16 protein-coding genes are annotated in these 22,314 nt (G+C 71.6%); 13 read left to right on the top strand and 3 right to left on the bottom strand.

From position 1 onward, the window contains the following. The first annotated feature begins 8 nt into the window (after positions 1-8). The 6 genes from J4H91_RS00380 (at position 9) to J4H91_RS00355 (ending at position 7,100) form a co-directional block, all read left to right on the top strand. Positions 9-713 carry an HAD family hydrolase gene (locus J4H91_RS00380; RefSeq protein ID WP_208044267.1) on the top strand — a complete coding sequence of 235 codons (705 nt, stop codon included), beginning with the start codon at positions 9-11 and terminating at the stop codon, positions 711-713. Then, a complete protein-coding gene (locus tag J4H91_RS00375; protein WP_208044570.1) occupies positions 713-3,364 on the top strand; it encodes a glycoside hydrolase family 65 protein in 2,652 nt (883 codons plus the stop codon). The genes J4H91_RS00380 and J4H91_RS00375 overlap by 1 nt, the downstream gene beginning before the upstream one ends. A 149-nt stretch (positions 3,365-3,513) precedes the next feature. Next, positions 3,514-3,834 carry a ferredoxin gene (gene fdxA / locus J4H91_RS00370; RefSeq protein ID WP_208044266.1) on the top strand — a complete coding sequence of 107 codons (321 nt, stop codon included), beginning with the start codon at positions 3,514-3,516 and terminating at the stop codon, positions 3,832-3,834. 4 nt (positions 3,835-3,838) lie between these two features. Continuing rightward, on the top strand, positions 3,839-4,945 hold the full coding sequence (dapC, locus tag J4H91_RS00365; RefSeq protein WP_208044265.1) for a succinyldiaminopimelate transaminase: 1,107 nt from the start codon (positions 3,839-3,841) through the stop codon (positions 4,943-4,945). 252 nt (positions 4,946-5,197) lie between these two features. Then, the gene (locus tag J4H91_RS00360; RefSeq protein WP_208044264.1) at positions 5,198-6,805 is read left to right on the top strand and encodes a S1C family serine protease; all 1,608 of its coding nucleotides are present in this window, start codon (positions 5,198-5,200) and stop codon (positions 6,803-6,805) included. A 16-nt stretch (positions 6,806-6,821) separates the two neighbouring features. Then, positions 6,822-7,100: a hypothetical protein gene (locus J4H91_RS00355; RefSeq protein ID WP_208044263.1), complete on the top strand. Its 279-nt coding sequence runs from the start codon at positions 6,822-6,824 to the stop codon at positions 7,098-7,100. An 89-nt stretch (positions 7,101-7,189) separates the two neighbouring features. Here the strand turns inward: J4H91_RS00355 and J4H91_RS00350 are convergent, their stop codons facing one another. Then, entirely contained in the window at positions 7,190-8,284 is a 1,095-nt protein-coding gene (locus tag J4H91_RS00350; RefSeq protein ID WP_208044262.1) for a DNA alkylation repair protein, read from the bottom strand. A 153-nt stretch (positions 8,285-8,437) separates the two neighbouring features. On the opposite strand from J4H91_RS00350, the gene J4H91_RS15820 reads away from it, so the two are divergent. The 7 genes from J4H91_RS15820 to J4H91_RS00315 all read left to right on the top strand — a co-directional run bounded on the left by J4H91_RS15820 (position 8,438) and on the right by J4H91_RS00315 (position 19,832). Continuing rightward, the gene (locus J4H91_RS15820) at positions 8,438-10,384 is read left to right on the top strand and encodes a histidine kinase (RefSeq protein ID WP_208044261.1); all 1,947 of its coding nucleotides are present in this window, start codon (positions 8,438-8,440) and stop codon (positions 10,382-10,384) included. Continuing rightward, complete coding sequence (locus tag J4H91_RS00340) at positions 10,381-12,507, top strand: sensor histidine kinase (protein WP_208044260.1); 2,127 nt, start codon at positions 10,381-10,383, stop codon at positions 12,505-12,507. Before J4H91_RS15820 ends, J4H91_RS00340 begins: the two co-directional genes overlap by 4 nt. 28 nt (positions 12,508-12,535) lie before the next feature. After that, positions 12,536-13,210, top strand: coding sequence for a response regulator (locus tag J4H91_RS00335; RefSeq protein WP_208044259.1), 675 nt, complete (start codon positions 12,536-12,538; stop codon positions 13,208-13,210). Positions 13,211-13,480: 270 nt separating this feature from the next. Beyond that, a complete protein-coding gene (locus tag J4H91_RS00330) occupies positions 13,481-14,236 on the top strand; it encodes a hypothetical protein (protein WP_208044258.1) in 756 nt (251 codons plus the stop codon). Next, positions 14,233-14,814: a hypothetical protein gene (locus tag J4H91_RS00325; RefSeq protein WP_208044257.1), complete on the top strand. Its 582-nt coding sequence runs from the start codon at positions 14,233-14,235 to the stop codon at positions 14,812-14,814. The genes J4H91_RS00330 and J4H91_RS00325 overlap by 4 nt, the downstream gene beginning before the upstream one ends. Before the next feature lie 21 nt (positions 14,815-14,835). Next, a complete protein-coding gene (locus tag J4H91_RS00320; protein WP_208044256.1) occupies positions 14,836-18,243 on the top strand; it encodes an OmpL47-type beta-barrel domain-containing protein in 3,408 nt (1,135 codons plus the stop codon). 296 nt (positions 18,244-18,539) lie between these two features. Continuing rightward, on the top strand, positions 18,540-19,832 hold the full coding sequence (locus tag J4H91_RS00315; RefSeq protein WP_208044255.1) for a citrate synthase: 1,293 nt from the start codon (positions 18,540-18,542) through the stop codon (positions 19,830-19,832). A 271-nt stretch (positions 19,833-20,103) separates the two neighbouring features. Here J4H91_RS00315 and J4H91_RS00310 read toward each other — a convergent pair whose 3' ends face one another. Both J4H91_RS00310 and dapD read right to left on the bottom strand, forming a co-directional pair. Beyond that, entirely contained in the window at positions 20,104-20,775 is a 672-nt protein-coding gene (locus J4H91_RS00310; protein WP_208044254.1) for a hypothetical protein, read from the bottom strand. Positions 20,776-21,326: 551 nt separating this feature from the next. Next, positions 21,327-22,283 (bottom strand): 2,3,4,5-tetrahydropyridine-2,6-dicarboxylate N-succinyltransferase, encoded by a 957-nt coding sequence (dapD, locus tag J4H91_RS00305; RefSeq protein ID WP_208044253.1) that lies wholly within the window; start codon positions 22,281-22,283, stop codon positions 21,327-21,329. Positions 22,284-22,314: the final 31 nt, after the last annotated feature.

Raw genomic sequence — 22,314 nt, 5'->3', positions numbered from 1 at the left:
CCTGCCGTTTGATCGACCGCTACGACGCCTATCTGTTCGACCTCGACGGGGTGCTCACGCCCACCGTCGACCTGCACATGCGCGCCTGGGCCGAGACCTTCGACCGCTTCTTCGCCGAACGCGGTCTGGCGCCCTACGGCGAAGACGAGTACTACGCCTCCCTCGACGGCCGACCGCGCTTCGCGGGTGTCGCGACGCTGCTGGCCGCGAGGGGCATCGTCCTGCCCGAGGGCAGCCCCGATGACGACGGCTTCGCGAGCGTCACGGGGATCGGCAACCGTAAGAACCGCATGTTCTCCGAACTGCTCGAGCGCGACGGCATCGATCCCTATCCCGGATCGTTGCGGCTGCTCGACGCGCTCGCGGCCGTGGGCAAGCCCCTCGCCGTCGTATCGAGCTCGCGCAATGCGGAGCCCGTGCTGCGGGCCTCCGGTCTGCGCGACCGCTTCGCGGCGGTGGTGGACGGCGTGGTCGCGGCGCGAGAGGGCCTGCCTGGAAAACCGGCCCCCGACACCTTCCTGCGCGCGTCCGAACTGCTCGGCGCTGCGCCCGGCCGCTCCGCAGTGTTCGAGGACGCCGGGTCCGGGGTCGCGGCCGCCCGCGCCGGCGGTTTCGGCCTGGTGGTGGGAGTGGACCGCGGCGCGGGGGCGGAGGAGCTGCGCCTCGCCGGAGCCGACACGGTGGTCAACGATCTCGAGGAGTGCCTGCGATGATGCCCCTTCCCGCCGACGACCGTCCGAACGCGACGGGACACGTCGCCCCCGAGGCGTTCCGCGACTTCGGTCCCGACCCCTGGCGCCTCGTGGTGCACGGAATCGACGGCGCGCTCACGGGGGAGGACGAGACGCTGTTCTCGCTCGGCAACGGCTACCTCGGCCTGCGCGGCAACCACGAGGAGGGGCTGCCGCTCGGCGCGCACGGCACCTTCGTGAACGGGCTTCACGAGACCTGGCGCATCCAGCACGCGGAGAACGCCTACGGCTTCGCCGAGCACGGGCAGACCATCGTCAACGCGCCCGATGCCAAGACCATTCGCGTCTACGTCGACGACGAGCGGTTGAACCTCGAGACCTCGGACATCCTCGAAGTGCGACGCACCCTCGACATGCGCAGCGGCGTCTTGGAGCGCAGTCTGCTCTGGCTCACGCCGACGGGCAAGCGCGTGAGCATCGAGACGCGCCGCATGGTGTCGTTCTCCTCGCGACACCTCGCGACGCTGGAGATGCGGATCACGCTGCTCGACGCCGATGCCGAGCTCACGGTGAACAGCCTCCTCATCAACCGGCAGGACCTCGGCCGTGTGGACACCGAGAACCCCGGCGGGATCTTCGAGGCGGTCATGACCGACCCCCGGAAGAGCGAGCAGCTGGCCGGGCGTGTGCTCGAGCCCGGGCCGGCCAGGCACCATCGCGGTCGCAGCGTCGTCAGCTACCGCGTGCGCAACTCCGGCATGCGCCTCGGCGTGGGGGTCGACCACGAGTTCGATTCGGGCGACGACGCCCCGCTCGTCTTCGACGGCATCGCAGGCTTCGGCGAGATCGACGCGCTCGTCGACGACTCCGTTCCCGGTGCGTGGCACGCGCGGGTCGAGACCTCGGCCGACCGCGTGCGGCACATGTTCCAGGGCACGGCGCGGCGCGGTCGCACGGTGCGGCTGGTGAAGACCGTCGCCTACCATTCGTCATCGACGGCGGCGCTGCCCGAGCTGCTCGACCGCTGCGTGCACACGCTCGAGCAGGCCGCGGCCGAGCCCGCGGAGTCGCGCTGGGAGCGCCAGCGCGCGTTCCTCGACGAGTTCTGGTCGCGCAGCGACGTGCGCGTCGACGCGGAGCCGGGCGTGCAGCAGGCGGTGCGTTGGAACCTCTTCCAGATCGCCCAGGCAGCGGCGAGGGCGGACGGGCGAGGGATCCCTGCCAAGGGGCTCACGGGCTCCGGTTACAGCGGCCACTACTTCTGGGACTCCGAGATCTACGCCCTGCCGTTCCTGAGCTACACGACGCCGCTGTGGGCGCGCAACGCGCTGCGGGCGCGCGAGCGCATGCTCGATCAGGCGCGCACCCGTGCTCAGATGCTGAGCGAGGAGGGCGCCCTGTTCCCATGGCGCACCATCAACGGCGAGGAGGCGAGCGCCTACTACGCAGCGGGCACCGCGGCCTACCACATCAATGCCGACATCACCTACGCCCTCGCACGCTACGTCGCGGCCTCGGGCGATCTCGAGTTCATGCTCACGGGTGCGAGCGAGATCCCCATCGAGACCGCGAGGCTCTGGTGCAGCCTGGGTTTCTGGCGCCAGGATCCTGGGGGCGGGCGCAGCTTCCACATCCACGGGGTGACGGGGCCCGACGAGTACACGACCGTGGTCAACGACAACCTCTTCACGAACGTCATGGCGCGCTTCAACCTGCGTTTCGCCGTCGAGGTGGCCCGGCGGCTCCGGGCCGAGGCGCCCGAGCACTACGCGGAGCTCGCCGAGCGTCTGCGCCTCGATCCATCCGAGGTCGACGCGTGGGAGCGGGCCGCCGAGGGCATGAGCGTGCCCTACTCGGACGAGATGGGCATTCACCCCCAGGACGCGCATTTCCTCGAGCGCGAGGTGTGGGATCTCGCGGCGACTCCGCCCGAGCAGAAGCCCCTGCTGCTGCACTTCCACCCGCTCGTGATCTACCGCTTCCAGGTGCTCAAGCAGGCCGACGTGGTGCTCGCGCTGCTGCTCGCGAGCGATGAGTTCAGCCGTGAGGAGAAGAGACGCGACTTCGAGTACTACGACGCGCTCACCACTGGCGACTCGACGCTCTCGGCCGTCGTGCAGTCGATCATCGCGGCCGAGGTCGGCTATCGCGAGCTCGCCTACCGCTACTTCGAGCACGCGCTGCATGTCGACCTCGACAACCTGCATCAGAACTCGTCGGACGGCGTGCACATCGCCTCGGCGGGCGGTGTGTGGATGGCGCTCGTGCAGGGCTTCGCCGGTATGCGCGACGCCGGTCGCACGCTCCGCTTCGACCCGCGACTGCCGGAGGGGTGGGGATCCCTCGAATTCAAGCTCGCCTGGCGCGGAGGCAGGCTCGGGGTGCGGCTCGAGCCGCGCGCGATCCGCTTCGAGGTCGTCGAGGGGGAGGACGCGATCGAGGTGTCGGTGCGCGGCGAGACCGTCGAGGTCGCGCCGGGCTTCCCGCGCACGGTGGCGCTCGAGGATCAGGGGCCGGATCTGGGCGCGTTCGCCGGGCTCTCCGCAGGGATCCTGCCGCACGAGGGCGATACGGGAGCCGTGCTGCTGCCGGGAACCGAGGTGCCCATCATCACCACGACGATCCCCACGATCCCGACGGTCCCGTCGAAGCCCTCGGACGCGCCCGAGTGAGTGCACGGCGCGCGGGCCGCGCCTGCCGGCCGCTCCGCCGAGAGTAAGATGGTGGCGTTCCGATCGCGAGACGGTCGAACGCGACGACGCGCGCGGTTCGACCGTTGCGATGCCCGCGCAGCCCATGGAGTGAAACGAGAGGTGGCACCGTGACCTATGTGATCGCGCTTCCGTGCGTGGACGTGAAGGACCGCGCGTGCGTCGACGAGTGCCCGGTGGACTGCATCTACGAGGGCGAGCGCTCGCTCTACATCCACCCCGACGAGTGCGTGGACTGCGGGGCGTGCGAACCCGTGTGCCCCGTGGAGGCCATCTACTACGAGGACGACCTGCCCGAGGAGTGGGCCGACTACTACACCGCCAACGTCGGGTTCTTCGACGAGATCGGCTCCCCGGGCGGGGCGGCGAAGGTCGGAGCCTACGACTTCGATCACCCGATCGTCGCGGCGCTCCCGCCGCAGGGGGAGTAGCGGCATGCGCGGGGCCCTTCCCGACTACCCGTGGGACGCGATGGCGCCCTACGCCGCGGAGGCGGCGCTCCACCCGGGCGGGGCGCTGAACCTGTCGATCGGCTCACCGGTCGACCCGACGCCGCAGAGCGTGCGCGACGCGCTCGCCGCCGCGACCGACGCGCACGCTTATCCGGCGACGGCGGGCGCCCCGGCCGTGCGCGACGCGATATCGGAGTGGTTCCTGCGACGCCGCGGAGTGACCATCGCCCCGACGGCGACCCTCCCGACCATCGGCTCGAAGGAGCTCGTGGCGTTGCTGCCGTTCCTGCTCGGGATCGGCGCGGGCGAGGCGGTCGTGTTCCCGCGCATCGCCTATCCGTCGTACGAGATGGGCGCCGCCCTCGTCGGCGCGGAGGCCATCGCGTCCGATGACCCGGCCGACTGGCCCGAGCGCACGAGGCTCATCTGGATCAACTCGCCCTCGAACCCCGACGGGCGCGTCATGGACGTGCCGGCCCTGCGCGCCGCGGTCGAGCGGGCGCGCGAGCTCGGCGCGGTCATCGCGGGCGACGAGTGCTACGCCGAGTTCGGCTGGGACGCGCCGTGGGATGCGGAACGGATCCCATCGATCCTCGATCCCCGCGTCGTCGGCGACGACCACACGGGCGTGCTGAGCGTCTACTCCCTGAGCAAGCAGTCGAACCTCGCGGGCTACCGCGCGGCGTTCATCGCGGGGGATCCCTCGCTGATCGAGACCCTGCTCACCGTGCGCAAGCACGCGGGTCTCATGCAACCCGCGCCCGTGCAGGCCGCCATGGTCGCCGCGCTCGGCGACGAGGAGCACGTGGCCGAGCAGCGCGCCCGCTACCGCTCCCGCCGCGACGTGCTGCTCCCGGCCCTCGAAGCCGCGGGCTACCGCGTCGAGGGCAGCGAGGCCGGCCTCTACCTGTGGGCGACCCGCGGCGTCGACGCGTGGGAGAGCATCGCGGAGTTCGCGCGGCTCGGCATCGTCGTGGGCCCCGGGCACTTCTACGGCGATCACTCGCCGCAGCACGTGCGCCTCGCGCTCACGGCGAGCGACGCCGACATCACGGCCGCAGCGCAGCGCCTGGAGCAGAGCGCACCCTGACGCTCCCGCAAAGCGCGAGCGAACACGGCGGGGGCGAGAGCACACGCCGGGGACCCTTCCCGGAGTGTTCGTTCGTACCCGGAGTGCTCGTTCGCAGCGGTGGCCTGGCCGGGCGATGAGGCCCGGCCCCTTCGAGGACTTCGGCCCATTCCGCATGGGACGGGCGCGCTCCTAACCTCGGTGGCGATGCGGCGGATCCGTCGCACGACCGACCGCCGACCCCCGTCGGCGCGCTGCCGCAGAGGAGCTCTCATGACCGCACACCCGGATTCCGAGTCCGCGCCCGAACACGGGCGCCCGCCCCGCAGGCGCCGCCCGCGCTGCGGCATGCGCACGGCCACGACGGTGACGACGGTGCTGGCCGCCGCCCTCGCGCTGCTCACCGGTTGCGGCATGCTGCCAGGCGCCGCGGGCGAGGGCGGGGCAGAAGGCGGCGGTGGGGGAGTCGACTTCGACGGGGTGCAGTCGGCGACGCTGCAGATCGAGGCGCAGGGCACCTTCGTGCACCCGGAGGTGGGCGCCTACGAGGCCGCGGGCGCCGGATCCGGCTTCCTCGTCTCGCCCGACGGGCTCGCCCTCACCAACAATCACGTCGTGGTCGGGGCGGGCACGCTGAAGGTGTGGCGCGACGCCGACCGGTCGAAGGCGATGAACGCGAAGGTGCTCGGGTCGTCGGAGTGCCTCGACCTCGCCGCGATCCAGCTCGAGGAGGGCGACTACCCCTACTTCGAGTGGAAGAAGGGCGACATCTCGACGGCGGAGGAGGTCTACGCGGCCGGCTACCCGCACGGCGATCCGGATTTCACCATGACGAAGGGCATCATCTCCACCGCCCAGACCTCGTACGACAGCCCGTGGGCCTCGGTCGACGGCGTGATCGAGCACGACGCGAAGATTCGCGGCGGCAACTCCGGCGGTCCGCTCGTGACGCCGGAGGGCGAGCTCGTCGGCGTGAACTACGCGGGCAGCGACCTCTACGACGAGAACCTCGCCATCCACCGCGACGAGGTGACCGCCGTGGTGGAGCGCCTCGCTGCGGGCGAGGACGTGCTGAGCCTCGGTGTGAACGGCATGGGTCTCGTCGACGAGGAGGGCGCGGGACTGGGCATCTGGGTATCCTCGCTCGAGTCGGGCGGCATCGCGGACAAGGCCGGGCTGAAGCCGGGAGACCTCATCACACGCATGCAGGGCGTGCCGGTGGGCGCAGACGGCACCATGGCGGCGTACTGCGACGTGCTGCGCACGCACGGGACGGACTCCTCGATCGATGTCGACGTGCTGCGGCCGTCGGAGGGCGTGTTCTACCGAGGCAAGTTCAACGGCGACGAGAAGCTCGAGCCGGTCTCGGTGCTGGGCGACGCCGGAGGCGAGAACCAGGCGACCGGCGAGTACGTGACCGTGACCGACGACAGCGGTCGGGTGAGCGTCGAGGTGCCGGCATCGTGGACCCAGGTCGACGGCACCGCGATCGTCGACGGGAGCACCGATGTGCAGTCGATCATCGCCAGCCCCGACCTGCAGGCCTACCGCAGCGGCTGGGCCGTGCCGGGCGTCAACGTGCTCGCGTCGCAGCAGGACGTCTCCGAGGCGACGGCGCGCGATTTCGTGGAACTCATGGCGGGCGACCTGCCCGGCCACGGCTGCACCTCGGCGGCGAGCGAGGACTACGCCGACGGCCTGCACACGGGCGTCTACGAGCTGTGGGAGAACTGCGGGCCGGAGAAGGCGAAGTTCCTCGTCGTGGGAGCGGTGGCCGACAGCGGCGAGTACGTCGTGCTCGTCGCGGTGCAGGCCGTGCGTGAGTCGGATCTGGACGCCATCGACCGCGTGATCGGCAGCTTCGTCGCCGACTACAGCTGAGCGGAGCGGGGTCGGCATGGGTGCGCAGGTGAGGGATCGACGCCTCGCAGTCGCCGCACTCGTGCTGGCATCGCTCACGGCGCTCGGGTGGTGGGTGCCGTTCGTGCCTGTAGCGACGGGGACGGCCGCGCTCGTGCTGGCGATCCTCACGCTCGCCAGGCGGGGATCCCGGCCGCTCGCCGGGCGGGGATACCTGCCGATGGCGATCATCGCGCTCGTGCTGGGCGCTCCTGCGCTCCTCGCCGCGGCCTGGTGGAGCCTGTTCCTGGTCGGAGCGCTGCTCGCCGACGCCTGAGGCGGCGAGGGATCCCTCGCCCGACGCCGCGAGGGATCGGTCCCGCGGCGCGGCCGCGACCGATCCCTCGCCGAACGGGGCGCGGCCTCCTATCCTCCGAACGCGAAGTCGGCCCGGTCGTGGAGCACGCCGTTGATCTGCAGCGCGAGGCCGTGGCGGCCCGGGTAGTACCTCCGGGTCGAGATCTCGCGGAAGACGTGCCTGCCCTCGACGAGTGCGCGTTCGCCCGGCGCGAGCGTGCGCTGCGCGAGCTTGAACACCTTGCGGCGCTCGTCGCCGCGCGCGCCGGGGAAGAAGAGCACGTAGTCGATCACGAGCCTGGCCTCGCTCGCTCCCCGGTTCTCGACGGCGGCGGCGAAGGCGGCCGCCCCACCGAGGGCGACCGCCTCGGGGGTGACGCGCAGCGGGGCGACCGAGAGCTCGGCCGGAGGGAAGCCGAGCAGCTCGAGCGCGCCGGGGTCGCCGCGCTTCACGAGGGTGCGCATGGCATGCCGCGCCGTGCGTTCGGAGTGGGCGCCGCCGCGCGCGAGCCAGCCGCCGGCTGCGGCCACCGCGAAGTCCGAGTGCGCGCGGCTGTGGTCGTTGAGGTGGTTGGCGACCGAGCGTCGCACCGACTCCTCGGGGTCGTCGAAGAGGGCGTCGAGGATCGGCAGGGTCGGCGAGGGGTCGGTGACGAGGCGAGGGATCCGCTCGGCCCACGGCAGCAGCGGCCGGCTGCCCTCGGACGCGAGCCTGCGCACGTTCCAGTCGGGGTCGGCCGTCCAGGAGCGCATGTGCCCGAGCGCGCGATCGAGGTCGTGCCGCAGCAGGGGACGGATCGCGAACTCCGAGGTCATGCGAGGCGTGAGTTCGCGCAGCACGTCCATCGCCGTGTCGAAGCTCTCCGCGGATCCCTCATCGACTCCGCGCGTCGCGACCGCGAGGCCGACCGGCCACAGCGGCCAGCCGTCGAAGTCCGGCCGATCGAGCGCGCGCCGCACCGCTGCAGCGATGACCGTGTGGTCGCCGCCGACATCGGCGAGCAGCCCCGCCGCGAGCGCCCGCGCCCTCCCGCTGAGGGAGAGGCCGTCGAGGCCCCGCGCGGTCTCGGCTGTGGCCGCGAGCGGTCGACCAGCCGCATCGCCCATGATCGAGACGAGCGTCTCGGCCTGCTGCGCTCCGAGCATCTCGTCGGCGAACGGCATCCGGGCTCCCTCCGTCGTCTCCGTCGAAGCTAGCACAGCGGTGACCCGGCGAGCGCGGCGCGCCACCCGGGACATCTGCCCCTCCCGTCCGGTGCGCGGGCCGGGAGAGGATTGAGTCGGGCGCGGCGCGGGCCGCGAGGATCGGGAGGCGGTGTGGGCGAACCGGATCGGGCACGGGCCGTGCGACTCGGAGCGGGGGCGATCATCGCCCTCGCCTGGCTGCCCGCGCTCTCCGCGTGCGTGGTCGGGAGTCTGAGCGGGGTCGGGTGGGAGCACGTGCTCCGCATGATCGTCACCGCCCTCGTCTACGCTCCCGCGGCCGGTGTTCTGCTGTCGATCGGGCAGCGGGCCGTCGCCTCGGTCGTGACGGGGCTGGCGGTGAGCTCCGGGCTCTCGGCGCTGATGATGGTGCTGGAACGGCTCCCGGGGCGAGCGGCGTGGATCGATGCGGCGGGCGACGCCACCGCCTACGCCATGCACCTCTCCGAGTTGGCGGCGCTCGGCATCCTCATCTGGCTGCTCGGCGACTCGCCCCTCAGGAGGAGCGGGCTCCGGCTCGGCGCCGTCGCGATCGCGCTCGATCTCGGCATCGCCGTGACGAACCGGCTGTGGCCGACGGGCGCGCCGGTTCAGCTCCTCCTGCTGCCGCTCTGCGTCGCGCTGATCGGCTTCCTGCTCGGCGCGGGCGCGACGGTGCGGAGGTGGTGGCGGGGGAGCGACATCGAGCGCGTCGTCCTGATCTGGTTCGGGCTCGGGGCCGCGCTGCTGGTGGCGAGCTATCTCACCCTGCTGCCCGGCACCGAGGCCGCATCGAGCATCGGAACGGCGCTCTTCGTCATCGCGCAGGGCCTGCTGCCGACCGCGATCCTGGCCGCGGTGTTCGGCGGCTCGGGAACCGTCATCGACCGTCGTCTCCTGGCCGGCATCGTGTGGGCGCAGGCGCTCGCGAGCGCGATCGGCCTCTACGTTCTGCTGCACACCGTCGCACGGGCGCTCGGCGCGGGGGAGACCCTGGCCGGCGGCCTCGCCGCCGCGATTCTGGCGCTCGGCTTCAGCGTGATGCTCGGGGTGCTCCGCGAGCTCACGGGGCTCATCTTCTTCGGGCCGGGAAGCAGCGTGCGGCGGATCCTCTCGCGCCTCGGCGAGCCCGTATCGGCGAGCGGCGACAGCGGCGGCCTGACCGGGCTGGCAGAGGCGCTTCGCGAGATCTGGCACCTGCGGTCGGTGTCGTTCCTGGTGGGCGCGGACGCCGTGGAGATCGCGCGGGCGGGGGACTCCGGCCGGGCGGTGCTCTCACGTCGCCTGGACGCGGTGGGAGCGGCGGGCCGCGGCGAGGGAGCGGCGGCCGGCGAGGGATCCGCCGGGGCGCCGCTCTGCACCGTCGTGTGCACCGCCGACGACCCCGCGCTGCTGAGCAACCTGGTCGAGCCGATGCTGGAGAAGACCGCCGGGCTCGTGGCCGTCGCCGTTCAGCTCGCGCAGGCGAACCAGGATCTGGCGGCGCTGCGTGAACGCACCCGCGGGGTGAGCCGTGAGGAGCGCCGCATGCTGCACCGCGAACTGCACGACGAGCTCGCTCCCGCCCTCGCAGGCATCGGCTTCGCGATGGCCGGGACGCGGAGGCTGATCGCCTCCCGGGCCCCCGGGGCTTCCGACTCGCTCGAAGAGCTCCGCGTCGAACTGGCCGAGACCACGGAGAGCGTGCGCCGCCTCGCCAGGGCTCTGCTGCCGGCCGCGCTCGACGCGGGCGACCTCGACGGCGCGCTGCGCGAGCTGTCGCGCCGATTCAGCGGGGCGTCCTGCGCGGTGAACGCCTCGGCACCCGGCACCGATGAACTCGGGAGCGAGCAGCAGGTCGCCGTCTATCTGGTCATCGCCGACACCGTCGAGATCCTCCTGCGCGAGTGCCGCCCGACCCGCATCGGCATCGTCGCTGGCGTCGAGGACGCGTCGGTGCGAGTGCGCCTCGACATCGACGGCGTGCGAGGCGACGCGGCGGAGCGATCCCGCTCGGCGATCGCGGAGCGCTGCGCCCAGGCGGCGGGCGCCCTCACCGGCGATCTCGCATCCGGCCGCGTCGAGGTGGTGATCCCCGCATGACCGCGCCTGGCACTTCCTCGGCAGACGGCCGCCGGCTGGGGATCGCACTCGGCGCGACGGTCTGGGGGCTCTCCTGGGCGCTCGCGCTCGCCGCCGTCTGGCTCGCCATCGCCCACGATCTTCCCGCCCGGCCGCTGCCGGGCCTGGTGCTCGCGCGCCCGCCCGCGGAGGTGCTGGATCTCTTCCCGGCGATCGGCCTCACGGTCGCCCTCGTCTACGGGCCGGTGTCGGCGCTGCTCCTCTCCAGGCGCGTCGGCGCGGTCGGGGCGATCCTCGCCGTGCACGCGCTCGGCTCGGGCCTCGGCGCGCTGGGAGTCCAGTGGGGGCTGCTCGGCGAGGAGCTGCCCGGGCTGCCGCTCTGGGGCCTGCTGGCCCACGCATCGGGCTGGGGCTACATCCCCGGCACGTTCATGACGGCCGTGCTCCCGGTGCTCGTCACGCGCGCGCGGCTGCCGCGCTGGCAGCGCTGCCTCGTGGCGATCGGCGCGGCGAACGCCTGCGTCGCGACGGCTGCCGCGCTCGTGCACCAGTCGGCCGTCGAGCCCCGCAACCCGCTCGCCCTCGGCGGAGGCGCGTTCCAGTCGTCGCTGCCCGGCATCTACCTGGTGACCTCGTTCGCGGCGGTCGGCCTGGCCCTCATCACGGGAGGGATCCTGGCCGCCCGCTGGGCGAGGGCGATGGGATCGGGCCGCACGGGGCTCGCCTGGCTGACGCTCGGGCACCTCTTCCTGACGTGCAGCTACGCCGTGCTCGTGCTCCCCGCGCCGCTGCGGCTTCCCGGAGCGCTGGCCGAGCCCGCCCTGCTGGCACCGGTGCTCGGGCAGGTGATCTACCCTGCGGGGATCCTCGTCGTGGTGCTCGGACAGGGGCTCTGGGGACAGCGCGTCGTCGTCAGCCGCATCCTCCTGTGGAGTCTGCTGACGATCAGCGGCGCGGCGCTCTACCTCGGGATCGTGCTCGCGGCCCCCGGCTTCCTGCCCTGGCCCGAGGGGCTCGAGATCGCCGTGCCGATCCTCATCGCGCTCGCCATCCAGCCCCTGCGCGGCTGGATCCAGGGCCGTATCGACCGGCTCGTCTACGGGGAGAGCGCCGAGCCCGCCACGATGCTCGCGAGGCTCGGGGCGGGGATCGGCGAGCTCGAAGCGGGACCCGCCGGCCTCCGGGAGCTGTGCGCTGCGCTGCGCCGCGTGCTGCGGCTCGCCTCGGTCGAGGTGCGATCGGGGGTCTCGCGCACGGTCGCCAGGGCGGGCGAGCCCACGGGCGCCGCGGTGCGGATCCCTCTCCCCGGATCGGCCGGCGAGCTGGTGGCGACGGCGCCGGGCGGGCAGCGGCTCGACCGGCGGTCGATCTCCGTGCTGCGCGATCTCGCGGGCCTCGTGGCGGCGGCCGTGCATCTGATCGACTCGAACCGGCACCTCGACGTGGCACGGGAGGACTTCTTCGCGAGACGCGCGGGGGAACGGCGGGCGGTGCAGCAGGAGTTGCACGACGGCCTCGGACCGGCGCTCGCGGGCATCGGCTTCGGCCTCGCCGCCGTCGCGAACCTCGCCGAGACGAACCCCGACCGGGCGGTGGAACTGCTCGCCGAGCTCGAACAGGACGTCGCGCGGCGCACCCGGGCCGTGCGGCAGCTCGCGGGAGAGGTGTCGCCCTCGCCGCTCGACGGTTCGTTGCTTCCCGAGGCGCTCGCCGAGCTCGCCGCGCGCTTCCGCACCGAGCGGATGGAGGTCACGACGGAGATCCGCCCTGGGCCGCTCGCAGCCGAACTCTCCCAGCGCGTGCAGGACGCGGTCTACCTCATCGCCGCGGAGGCGCTGACGAACGCGGCGCGCCACTCCGGTGCGAAAGCGGTGCGGATCGTGCTCGAGACCCAGCCCGGCCTGCTCCGGCTCGAGGTGAGCGACGACGGACGGGGGCTGCCCGAGGCGCACGCGCCCGGCGTCGGGCTGCTCTCGCTGCGGAGGCGGGCCGAGGCGTTCGGCGGGTCCATGTCGCTGACCTCGGGGCCTGAGGGCACGAGCGTGGCCGTCGCGCTGCCACTCGCGGGTGATGGGGACTCCGCGTCCTCGCCCGGGCCGGGACATCCGCCCGTGGCCGGAAGCGCTGCCTCGGGGCAGAATTGAGTCGACAGCACCTGCGTGAGGAGGGCCGATGGCATCTGGCGGAACGATCGGTGTGATGGTCGTCGACGACCATCCCCTCTTCCGCCGCGGCATCATCTCGCTGCTCGACACGCTCGAGGGTGTGGAGGTCGCGGGCTCCGCGGCCGACACCGAGGAGGCCCTGCGCATCCTCGAGACGGCCCACCCCGACGTCGTGCTCATGGACCTCGACCTCGGCGACGAGTCGGGCATCGACGCGACGCGCGCCATCCTGGGGCGAAGGCCCGAGACCGCGGTGCTCGTGCTCACCATGCTCGGAGACGACCGCTCGCTGCTCTCGGCGCTCGCCGCGGGCGCGCGCGGTTACCTGCTCAAGGTGGCCTCGCCGACCGAGGTCGAACGGGCCATCCACGCGGTCGCCGATGGAGAGGTGCTCTTCGGCGCCGATGTGGCCGCCCGCGCCGTCTCGTTCTTCGGCAGTGGAGCCGATCGGGCCGAGGCCAGGCCCTTCCCCGAGCTCACCGACCGCGAGGTCGAGGTGCTCGACCTCGTCGCGCGCGGCCTCGACAACGGCTCCATCGCGCGCACGCTCGTGCTCACGAGCAAGACGGTGCGCAACTACGTCTACGCGATCATCACGAAGCTCGGCGCGCCCGACCGCAGCGCGCTCATCGTGATGGCGCGCGAGGCGGGCTTCGGCTCGGGCAGGCTCGCGCGCCCGTAGCGCTGCCCTCCGCCGCTGATCGAGCGGGGCGGAGCCGAGTCGAAATCGAGGCCCGCCGTTCGGGCTCCGACTCGCCTCGCTCGCTCGCTCCACCGCCGGGCCGACGCCCCTGCGTCCCCGTCTCCGCGTCCCCTGCCCGCGCGTCCCCGCCCGCGTCCCGGCGCGAACGAGGACATCGCGACCTGCCGGCCCGGGACGCCGCGGCGGGATCGTGGTCATCGCAACCATCCGATCCGGGGCGCCCAGCCCCTGGCACGAAAGAGAACGACCATGACCGCACTCCCAGGCCAATCGAGCGTCGCCGCCTCCGTGCAGGCGCCGTCGTCGTCCGCCCCAGCTCCCGTCGCGAGACCGGCGAGGCAGGGCTTCACCGCGTGGCCCCTCTGGGCCTCGGCAGCCGGGGCTCTCGGCTTCGCGGGCACGATCGTGTTCGACGTGCGCCCCGACGCCGAGACGGAGGCCTGGCTCTCGGGCGAGGACTACTCCGTCACGAGCGCCGACATGCTCGGCCTCGCGGTGCTGCCCGGCCGCCTCGGCTGGACCGCCGGCCTCTTCGCGATGGCGCTGCTGCTGGTCTTCGCGGCCGTGTGGTGGCGACGCATGCAGCGTTTCGAGAGCTCCGTCGGGGCGAAGGTCGTCGCCTTCGGCGCCATCGCCACGGCCGCCGCGGGCCTGCTCGGCTACGGCTGGAAGGGCGCCCTCGCGAACTACCTCGGCCCTGAGGCCGGGCTCTACGACGAGCATGGGCTCTTCGTCTACTACATGCTCACCGACTTCGGCGCCTACTTCCCGTGGTTCGGCGTGCTCGTCTCGGCCCTCGCGATGGTCTGGATGGCCTTCGCCGAGCGCCTCGTGTCGCGCGTGCTCGGCGTGGTCAGCGCTCTGTTCGGGCTCGGCCTGCTGACGCTCATGCTCGTCTCGGGCGTGCCCGGCATTCCCGGCACCCTCATCCAGGGCTGGCTGGTCATCGCGGGGGTCTGGCTCGCGGTGGGTCGCAGCCGCGTCACCGAGAGGGATCCGGCATGAGGTCCGGCGAAGGGTGCAGCGCGGCGCGGTCCGCGCGGCGGGCGAGGGATCGCGGCGCAGTCGATCCCTCGCCCGCTCTCGGGCGCCGCTCGGCCGTCGGCGCTGCTCTTCTCGGGGTGCTCGTGCTCGCCGGATGCTCGGCCGGCGGGAATGCCGAGGTCGCCGCGCCGGAGGAGACCGGGGCCTCTGCTCCGCTCCCCGAGGAGACCGCGCCCGGCGTGCCGGAGGAGTGCGCAGAGGTCTACCCCTGGGCAACGGGGCCGGCGAGCCTCGACGACCTGGCGCTCGTGCCGGACGGGTGGCCGGAGGCGCCGGAGGGCGCGACGATCTGCACCACGCAGTCGGGTGGCGCCGTGGAGACGGCGAGCTACGTGACGGAGAGCCCGAGCGAGGAGGTCTTCGCCCACTTCGAAGGGGCGCTCGCGCAGTACGCACCGGTGCGAATCTCCGGAGAGGAGAACGGCACCGGCTACGCATCGCTCGACAGCTCCGACGGCGGGGCGTTCGGCTTTCAGATCCGCGAGGCGGAGGGCGGCTTCGTGATCGCCTTCGTCGACAACGAAGCCCCGCTCGAGTAGGGGCACGGAAAGGGATACACGATGAGGAAACGAAGAGAACCACAGGACGGGACGGGCCCCTTCGGCGCCGTGCGCGCCGAAGGGGCGTTGCAGCGCAGGGGATTGGGAACGGGCGCGGTGCTGCTGAGCGCGGCGCTGCTGCTCGGGGGCTCCGTTCCGGCGAGCGCGAACGAGACGCCGGGCGCGGGGTCAGACGCGCAGGCCGAGGCTCAGGCGGCCGCTGAGGCTCAGGCCGCCGCTGAGGCTCAGGCCGAGGCCGAACGGCTGGAGCGCGAGCGGCTGGCCGCCGAACAGGCGGAGGCCGAACGCCTCCGCCTCGAGGCGGAGCGCGCCGATGCTGAGCGCGAGGCCGCAGAGCAAGCCGCTGCCGAACAGGCGGCCGTTGAGCAAGACGCCGCCGAGCGCGCCGCCGAGCGCGCAGCCGCAGAGGAGGCCGCCGCGCTGAAGCGGGTCGCGCCTGACAACGCCCCCGGAGGCGATGCCGAAGCCTCGGGTGAGCAGGTGCGGGAGGATCCCTCGGGGACCGCCGACGCCGATGAGGAGACCTCTGAGCAGACCGAGGCAGAGGGCGAGCAGGCGGAGAAGCCCGAGGGTGAGGAGAAACCCGAGAAGCCGGTGCAGGAGAAGCAGGAGGTCTCGGAGGCGGCCTCCGACGCCGACTTCACCGTGACCGGCATCGAGCCCGGGCAGATGCGTTTCTACACAGAGAACGTCTCGCAGGCCTTCTCATACACCGCGAGTGTCGCGGGCCCGCCCGGTATCGAGTTCAGGCTCGAAGCCGAGGGGCGCTCGAGCACCGGGTGGCACAAGACCGGAGAGCAGGCTCGGCTGAACTTCTATCACGGTGAGGGCGGTCGTTTCACGGGCACCGTTCGTCTCGTGATCCGCAACATGGGCGAGCAGACGGCCGACGTGTTCGTGGACCGCGGTTGGGAGCAGGACCATGCCACGCACAAGCAGCTGCGCGTGTACACGACCACCAACCGCACCGAGCTGCGCGTGTGGGGCGACGTGCTGCCGCTCCCAGCGGGCAAGGAGGTGAGCATCGGCGGCACGATCACCGGGGCGAACGGCGAGCACCGCAACTTCACGGTGAACTCCACGAGCGACGGCCAGCGCGCCTCCTACGACTACCTCGCCCGCGGTCTCGCACCCGGCAACTACACCGTGCATGTGGTGGTGAACGTCGACGGAGCCGTGTCGCGCCAGGTCACGGGCGCCACCGTGATCGCCGCGGCTGATGCGCCGCGAGTGAGCCTGACGTTCGAGCCCGAGGTCGGCATGAGCGAGGGCTACTTCAACCGCGTGATGCAGGTGCGCATCTCTGTGCAGGACCCCGACGGCATCGAGTGGATCCGGGCGAAACGCGACGACGGCAGCTTCCAGACCGTGGCCAACGACTCGCTGGTGACCTTCGGCACCGACGGGCAGCACCGGCTCGAGGTGGTGGCGCGCGACAGTCTCGGCAACGAGTCGAATCCGCGCGTGCTCGAGTTCGGTATCGACCGCACGCGACCCACCGTCACGTTCTCGGGCGCGCTCGAACGGGGCACGGTCGAGCGCGGCGAGCAGGCGACCGCCGACTTCGCCTGCGACGACGCGACTTCGGGTGTCGTGGACTGCGGTATCTCCTTCGAAGGCGGCCCCGTGCTGCCGAGCGGCACCGCGATCGACACCTCCGTCGCGCGCAACCTCGCCTTCGCGGTCATCGCCACCGATCGCGCGGGCAACGTGATGCGTCATGTCGGATCCCTCATCGTCGATCCCGGCGACGTCACCCCGCCCACCGTGGACCACGAGGTGACGCCCGAACCCAACTCGCAGGGCTGGCACCGCGGCGAGGTCGAGGTCATCCTCGACGCCCGCGACGACGACAGCGGGCTCGCCTCGCTGCAGTACCGCGTCGACGACGGCCCCTGGACCGACCCGCCCGTGCTCGGGGAGCCCGTGCGCGTGCTCGTGACGGGCGACGGCCACCACCGGGTGTGGTGGCGCGCGAGCGACGCCGCAGGCAACTCGACCGGCGAGCAGTCGGTGCCCGTGAACATCGACACGACGCGGCCGGCGATCGACATCGATCCGACCCTCGAGGATCGCCAGGTGCCGCTCGGCGCGTCGGTGAACGCGAGCTTCGGCTGCTCCGACGCGACATCGGGCGTCGAGAGCTGCGTCGGATCGACGCCGCACGGCCACCCGCTGCCGAGCGACACGCTGGGGTGGCACAGCCTGCGCATCACCGCGAGCGACGTCGCGGGCAACACGAACGTGCGCATCGTGAACTACCAGGTCGTACCCGCCGACGCCGTGCTCGACGCGACGGCGACTCCCGACCCGGAGCGGCCCGGCGGCTGGTGGAACGGGCCGGTGGACGTGATGCTCGACCCGATCCCGCAGACCGGTGCCTCGGGCGTCGAGTGGCGGCTGACGGGCGCGCAGACCGGCAGCGGCATCACCGACGGCAGCGAGTCGATCTCGGTCGACGCGACCGGGCACACCGTGCTCAGCTACCAGGCCGTCGATGAGTACGGCCGCCGCGGTCCGGTGAAGACGCTCGACATCCGCATCGATCGGACGGCGCCGACGGCGTCGTCGATCCTGGATCCGGTGCCGAACGCGCGCGGGTGGCTGCGCCGTGACACGAACATGCGGATCGAGTCGAGCGATCAGGACTCCGGCGTGCAGCGTCTCGACTTCCGGGTGGGCGACGGCCCGTGGCAGGTCGCCTACCCCGGGTTCGCCGACGTGCCGCTGAGCGAGGAGGGCATCTACGCCGTCGAGTACCGCGCCACGGATCGCGCCGGTAACGAGACCGCGCTGCGCAGCCACGGCGTGCGGATCGACAAGACCGACCCGGTCGTGACGGTCGACCCCTCGATCGCGGGTGCGCGCGTCGCGCTCGGCGCCTCGTTGCCCGCAGCGTTCACCTGTGACGACGCGCTCTCGGGCGTGCTCACCTGCCAGGGGTCCGTGCCGCTCGGCCAACCGCTGCCGACCGATACCGAAGGCGTCTTCGAGTTCACCGCCTCCGCGATCGACAACGCCGGCAACATCACGCGCGAGACCGTGCAGTACACCGTCGTCGCCGGCGATCCGGGCGGGGATCCCGGCGTGGACCCGAACGGCGGTGCCGAAGGCGACCCGAACGGTGATCCGAACGGCGATCCGAACGGCGGCGCCGAGGGCGATCCGAACGGAGGTGCGAGCGGGGACCCCGACGGCGGTGCCGGAAGCGAAGCGGGCGCTTCGGCGTCGGGCGCCGGTGCGAACTCGACGGCTCGCGGAGGCGATCCCTCGCCCAAGACCGTCGGAGGGCTGGCGCGCACCGGAACCGAATCGGCGGGCCGGTTCGCGGGCGCCGCGCTCGCGCTCGCGGGGCTCGGCGCAGCGGCGATGCTGATGCTCCGCCGCCGCGACTCGCGCGCGGAGTGACCGGAGGGATCGGGGCGCCGCAGCACCGCCGTCGAGCGGTCGCGGCGTCCCGATCCCTCTCCCGTCGTATCGGTTCCCGAGTCCCGATCCCTCTCCCGTCGCGGCGGATCGAGAGGCCCGACCGCCTGCCCTGCGACCGTCGCACGAATCGCATTTTGCTCGACGTCGAGATAATCTAGACGCAGTCTGCTGCGCACCCGCGGTGGAGGCCTGAAGCTCCTCGGAGCGGATATGGTGGAAACAGGGCGACGTCACACGCGATGTCCGGCCCGCACGAGACCTCACGAGGAGACGATGTGACCGAATCGACTCAGAACCCGAGCACGGCCCAGCTGACGTTTCCCGGAGGCTCCGCCGAGTTTCCGATCCACGAGGCGGTCGACGGTCACGCGGCCATCGACGTCAGCACCCTGACCAGGCAGAGCGGGTACACGGCCCTCGACTACGGGTTCGTGAACACGGCCTCGACGAAGTCGGCCATCACCTACATCGACGGCGACGAGGGCATCCTGCGCTACCGCGGCTATCCGATCGAGGAGCTCGCGCAGAAGTCGACCTTCCTCGAGGTGGCCTACCTGCTGATCTACGGCGAGCTCCCTTCCGCCGACGAGCTGGCGGCCTTCGACGGCGAGATCCGCAGGCACACGCTGCTGCACGAGGACATGAAGTACTACTTCGAGGCCGTGCCGCACACCGCCCATCCGATGGCGATGCTCTCGGGCGGCCTGCAGACGATGTCGACCTATTACGAGAGCTCGCTCGACACCTCGGTGCCCGAGTTCGTCGAGGTCAACACGATCCGGCTGCTCGCGAAGCTGCCGGTGCTCGCGGCGTACGCGCACAAGAAGTCGATCGGCCAGGCGACGCTCTACCCCGACAACGACCTCAACTTCGTGCAGAACTTCCTGCGCCTCAACTTCGGCAACAAGGCCGAGAAGTACGTCATGAACCCGGTGCTCGTCGACGCGCTCGACAAGCTCCTCATCCTGCACGCCGATCACGAGCAGAACGCATCCACCTCCACGGTGCGACTCGTCGGTTCGACCGGCGCGAACATGTTCTCGTCGATCGCCGCGGGCATCAATGCCCTCTCGGGCCCGCTGCACGGCGGCGCCAACGAGGCCGTGCTCGACATGCTGGCGCAGATCCGCGACTCGGGACAGAGCGTCGAGACCTTCGTCGAGAAGGTCAAGCGCAAGGAGGACGGGGTGAAGCTCATGGGCTTCGGACACCGCGTCTACAAGAACTACGATCCGCGCGCCCGCATCGTCAAGGAGAGCGCGGGCCGGGTGCTCGAGGAGCTCGGCGTCAACGACCCGCTGCTCGGCCTCGCGCAGGAGCTCGAGCAGATCGCCCTCGAGGACGACTACTTCAAGGAGCGCAAGCTCTACCCGAACGTCGATTTCTACACGGGCGTCATATACAAGGCCATGGGCTTCCCGACGCGCATGTTCACCGTGCTCTTCGCCATCGGCCGCCTGCCCGGCTGGATCGCGCAGTGGCGCGAGGCGCACCAGGACAAGCAGACGAAGATCGGTCGCCCGCAGCAGCTCTACATCGGCAGCCCGGAGCGTCACCTCGACCGCTAGGCGCGCGGGCGCCCTCGAAGAGCCTCGGTTCCTGGTGGGCCGGGGCTTTTCGCGCGCCCACGACGCGGTGCCCGCCCTCCCCGGTGCCACCCGGATCGCCTCGCTGTTGTCTCTTCAAGGGGTCACATTCGGGGGTTTCAAGGGCTGTGAAACCCCCGAATGTGACTCCTTGAACTGGGGCGTGGTGAACTGAGGCTCAGGCGGTTGCGCAGACGTGTCGGTGTGCGGTGTGTGGTGTGCGACGTTTCGATCTGGGGACGTCGCGGTCTGCTCAGCGCGGAGACCAACCTCTGGCGCGAAGCGCCTCTTCGACTCGAGCCGCTACCGTGATCGACTGGGCGCCCAGTGCGCTGGTCACCTCGATGATCTCCCACTTCTCGCTGCGGAAGGCTGCCATGCGTTCGACATCGCGGGAGTAGCTTTCGGAATGCATCACCCCGTGATACTCGACCCCGAGGCGATACTCGGGGTAGGAGAGGTCGAGACACCCGAGAAAGTCGCCGTTGGCGGAATATATATCGCGGTTCAGCTCGGGTTCCGGGAGCCCGCGGTTGACGAGGTTGACGCGGAGAAACGACTCCTGCGGAGACCACGAATCCTCCCGGACGAGTTCGACGGCTCGATGCAGGCTGAGGGAGCCGACCCAGCGGCCGAGCTCGAGCACTGCCGCGAGTTCTTCGCGTGTGGTCGTGGGAGCTTTCCCGACTTCGCGACGGCCGTATCCCGGCCGATACATTCGCACGAGTTGGTCGCCCGCGGCCACGAGTTCCGGTACCGAGAGGCCGAGGGATCCCAGCATCGCCCACGTCGTGGCCGGCGCTGCGACACGAACGCCGTCGACCTCGCGGACCGGGCAACGGCCAGGGGCGACGCGGTGACCGATCACATCGGTAATCCGCGGAGCCCGTCCGGGCGAGTGCGCGCTGACATGCAGCTCACGCATCGACCGAGGCGGCAGAGGCGCGCCCCACAGCACAGCGGCGCTGCTGTGGCTGAAGAACTGCCCGGGGGTGAGGCGCTGGGAGAGAGCCCGAATCAGAGCGAGCTGGTTCCAGCGCTGCGCCTCCAGGGGGTGCAAGGAGGGATCTGCCGGAGTGCGCTGCATACGGACCCCCTGGAACGGCCGTTCGAGATGGGGCGAGCGGAGGCGGTCGATCGTCACTCCGAGATCCCTGGCGGAGGAAACCGAGAACGCAGGGCCCAACTCGGGCGGTAGTGGGGTTGCGACGCGAGGCATGTCGCCAGTGTGCACGAAGCGGGGAGAGGCGGAGAGCACTATCCACAGGCGGGCGGGTGTTCTCCCCGTCGATATGCCGAGAGCAAGTTATGCACAGGTGACGCGGGGGAAGAAGGTCGGCAGGCGCTGACTTCGGCGAATGCGGTCGAGGCTCGCGAGGTCGATTCCTCGGAATCTCGCTCGAGGGGGCGCATTCGGGGGTTTCGAGGCATGAATAACCCCCAAACGCGACCCCTCGGGAGAAGAAGGAGGGATCCCTACGCGTGCAGCGCGGCGTTGAGCTCGATGCCCGCGCCCTCGCGCGGCAGTGCCTCGACGGCGCCCGTGCGCGAGTTGCGGCGGAACAGCAGCTTCGGGAGGCCCGAGAGCTCGACCGCCTTGACCTCGATCGCCTCGCCGGGCGCCTCCGCGGTGCCCTTGGGCAGCAGGACCTTCGTGCCCGCGGTCACGTAGAGCCCGGCCTCGACGACGCTGTCGTCTCCGATCGAGATGCCGATGCCCGAGTTCGCGCCGAGCAGCGCGCGCTCGCCGATCGTGATGCGCTGGGTGCCGCCGCCCGAGAGCGTGCCCATGATGGAGGCGCCGCCGCCGATGTCGGAGCCGTCGCCGACCACGACGCCCTGCGAGATGCGGCCCTCGACCATCGAAGCGCCGAGGGTGCCCGCGTTGAAGTTCACGAAACCCTCGTGCATGACGGTGGTGCCTGGCGCGAGGTGCGCGCCGAGGCGCACGCGCGAGGCGTCGGCGATGCGCACGCCCTTCGGCACGAGGTAGTCGGTGAGGCGCGGGAACTTGTCGACGCCGAGCACGGTGAGGCCGGCGCGCTTGAGTCGGGGGAGGCGCTCGGCGTAGACCTCGGGTTGCATGGGGCCCGCGCCGGTCCAGGCGTTGTTCGGCAATCGGCCGAAGATGCCGTCGAGGTTGATGGAGTTCGGCTGCGCGAGGCAGTGGGAGAGCAGCTGCAGGCGCAGGTAGGCGTCTTCCGTGGAGACGGGGGCCGCGTCGAGGTCGATCTCGACGTCGATCGGTCGCAGCTCGACGCCGCGCAGCTCGTCGGTTCCGGCGAGGGCCTCGAGCTCGGCCGGGGCGACCCAGGGGTCGCGCCCTCCGGGACGGCGGCCGAGTGCGGGCTCCGGGAACCAGGCGTCGAGTACGGTGCCGTCGGCGGCGATGGTGGCGAGGCCTGCGGCCCATGCGAAGCGAGTCTCTGTCATGGCTTCTATCGTAGGGGAGCGGCACGGGCGA

It is taken from the genome of Leucobacter ruminantium, from assembly GCF_017565705.1.
Taxonomy (GTDB): domain Bacteria; phylum Actinomycetota; class Actinomycetes; order Actinomycetales; family Microbacteriaceae; genus Leucobacter; species Leucobacter ruminantium.
Note: the sequence above shows the minus strand (reverse complement) of the source record. Positions and strands in the feature narration are given on the sequence as shown.

What these genes read in the sequence shown, in the direction of transcription:
- J4H91_RS00375 (WP_208044570.1), top strand. Translation starts at nt 713, where the DNA reads ATGCCCCTTCCCGCCGACGACCGTCCGAACGCGACGGGACACGTCGCC.
- dapC (WP_208044265.1), top strand. Translation starts at nt 3,839, where the DNA reads ATGCGCGGGGCCCTTCCCGACTACCCGTGGGACGCGATGGCGCCCTAC.
- J4H91_RS00360 (WP_208044264.1), top strand. Translation starts at nt 5,198, where the DNA reads ATGACCGCACACCCGGATTCCGAGTCCGCGCCCGAACACGGGCGCCCG.
- J4H91_RS00355 (WP_208044263.1), top strand. Translation starts at nt 6,822, where the DNA reads ATGGGTGCGCAGGTGAGGGATCGACGCCTCGCAGTCGCCGCACTCGTG.
- J4H91_RS00350 (WP_208044262.1), bottom strand. Translation starts at nt 8,284, where the DNA reads ATGCCGTTCGCCGACGAGATGCTCGGAGCGCAGCAGGCCGAGACGCTC.
- J4H91_RS00340 (WP_208044260.1), top strand. Translation starts at nt 10,381, where the DNA reads ATGACCGCGCCTGGCACTTCCTCGGCAGACGGCCGCCGGCTGGGGATC.
- J4H91_RS00335 (WP_208044259.1), top strand. Translation starts at nt 12,536, where the DNA reads ATGGCATCTGGCGGAACGATCGGTGTGATGGTCGTCGACGACCATCCC.
- J4H91_RS00330 (WP_208044258.1), top strand. Translation starts at nt 13,481, where the DNA reads ATGACCGCACTCCCAGGCCAATCGAGCGTCGCCGCCTCCGTGCAGGCG.
- J4H91_RS00325 (WP_208044257.1), top strand. Translation starts at nt 14,233, where the DNA reads ATGAGGTCCGGCGAAGGGTGCAGCGCGGCGCGGTCCGCGCGGCGGGCG.
- J4H91_RS00320 (WP_208044256.1), top strand. Translation starts at nt 14,836, where the DNA reads ATGAGGAAACGAAGAGAACCACAGGACGGGACGGGCCCCTTCGGCGCC.
- J4H91_RS00310 (WP_208044254.1), bottom strand. Translation starts at nt 20,775, where the DNA reads ATGCGTGAGCTGCATGTCAGCGCGCACTCGCCCGGACGGGCTCCGCGG.
- dapD (WP_208044253.1), bottom strand. Translation starts at nt 22,283, where the DNA reads ATGACAGAGACTCGCTTCGCATGGGCCGCAGGCCTCGCCACCATCGCC.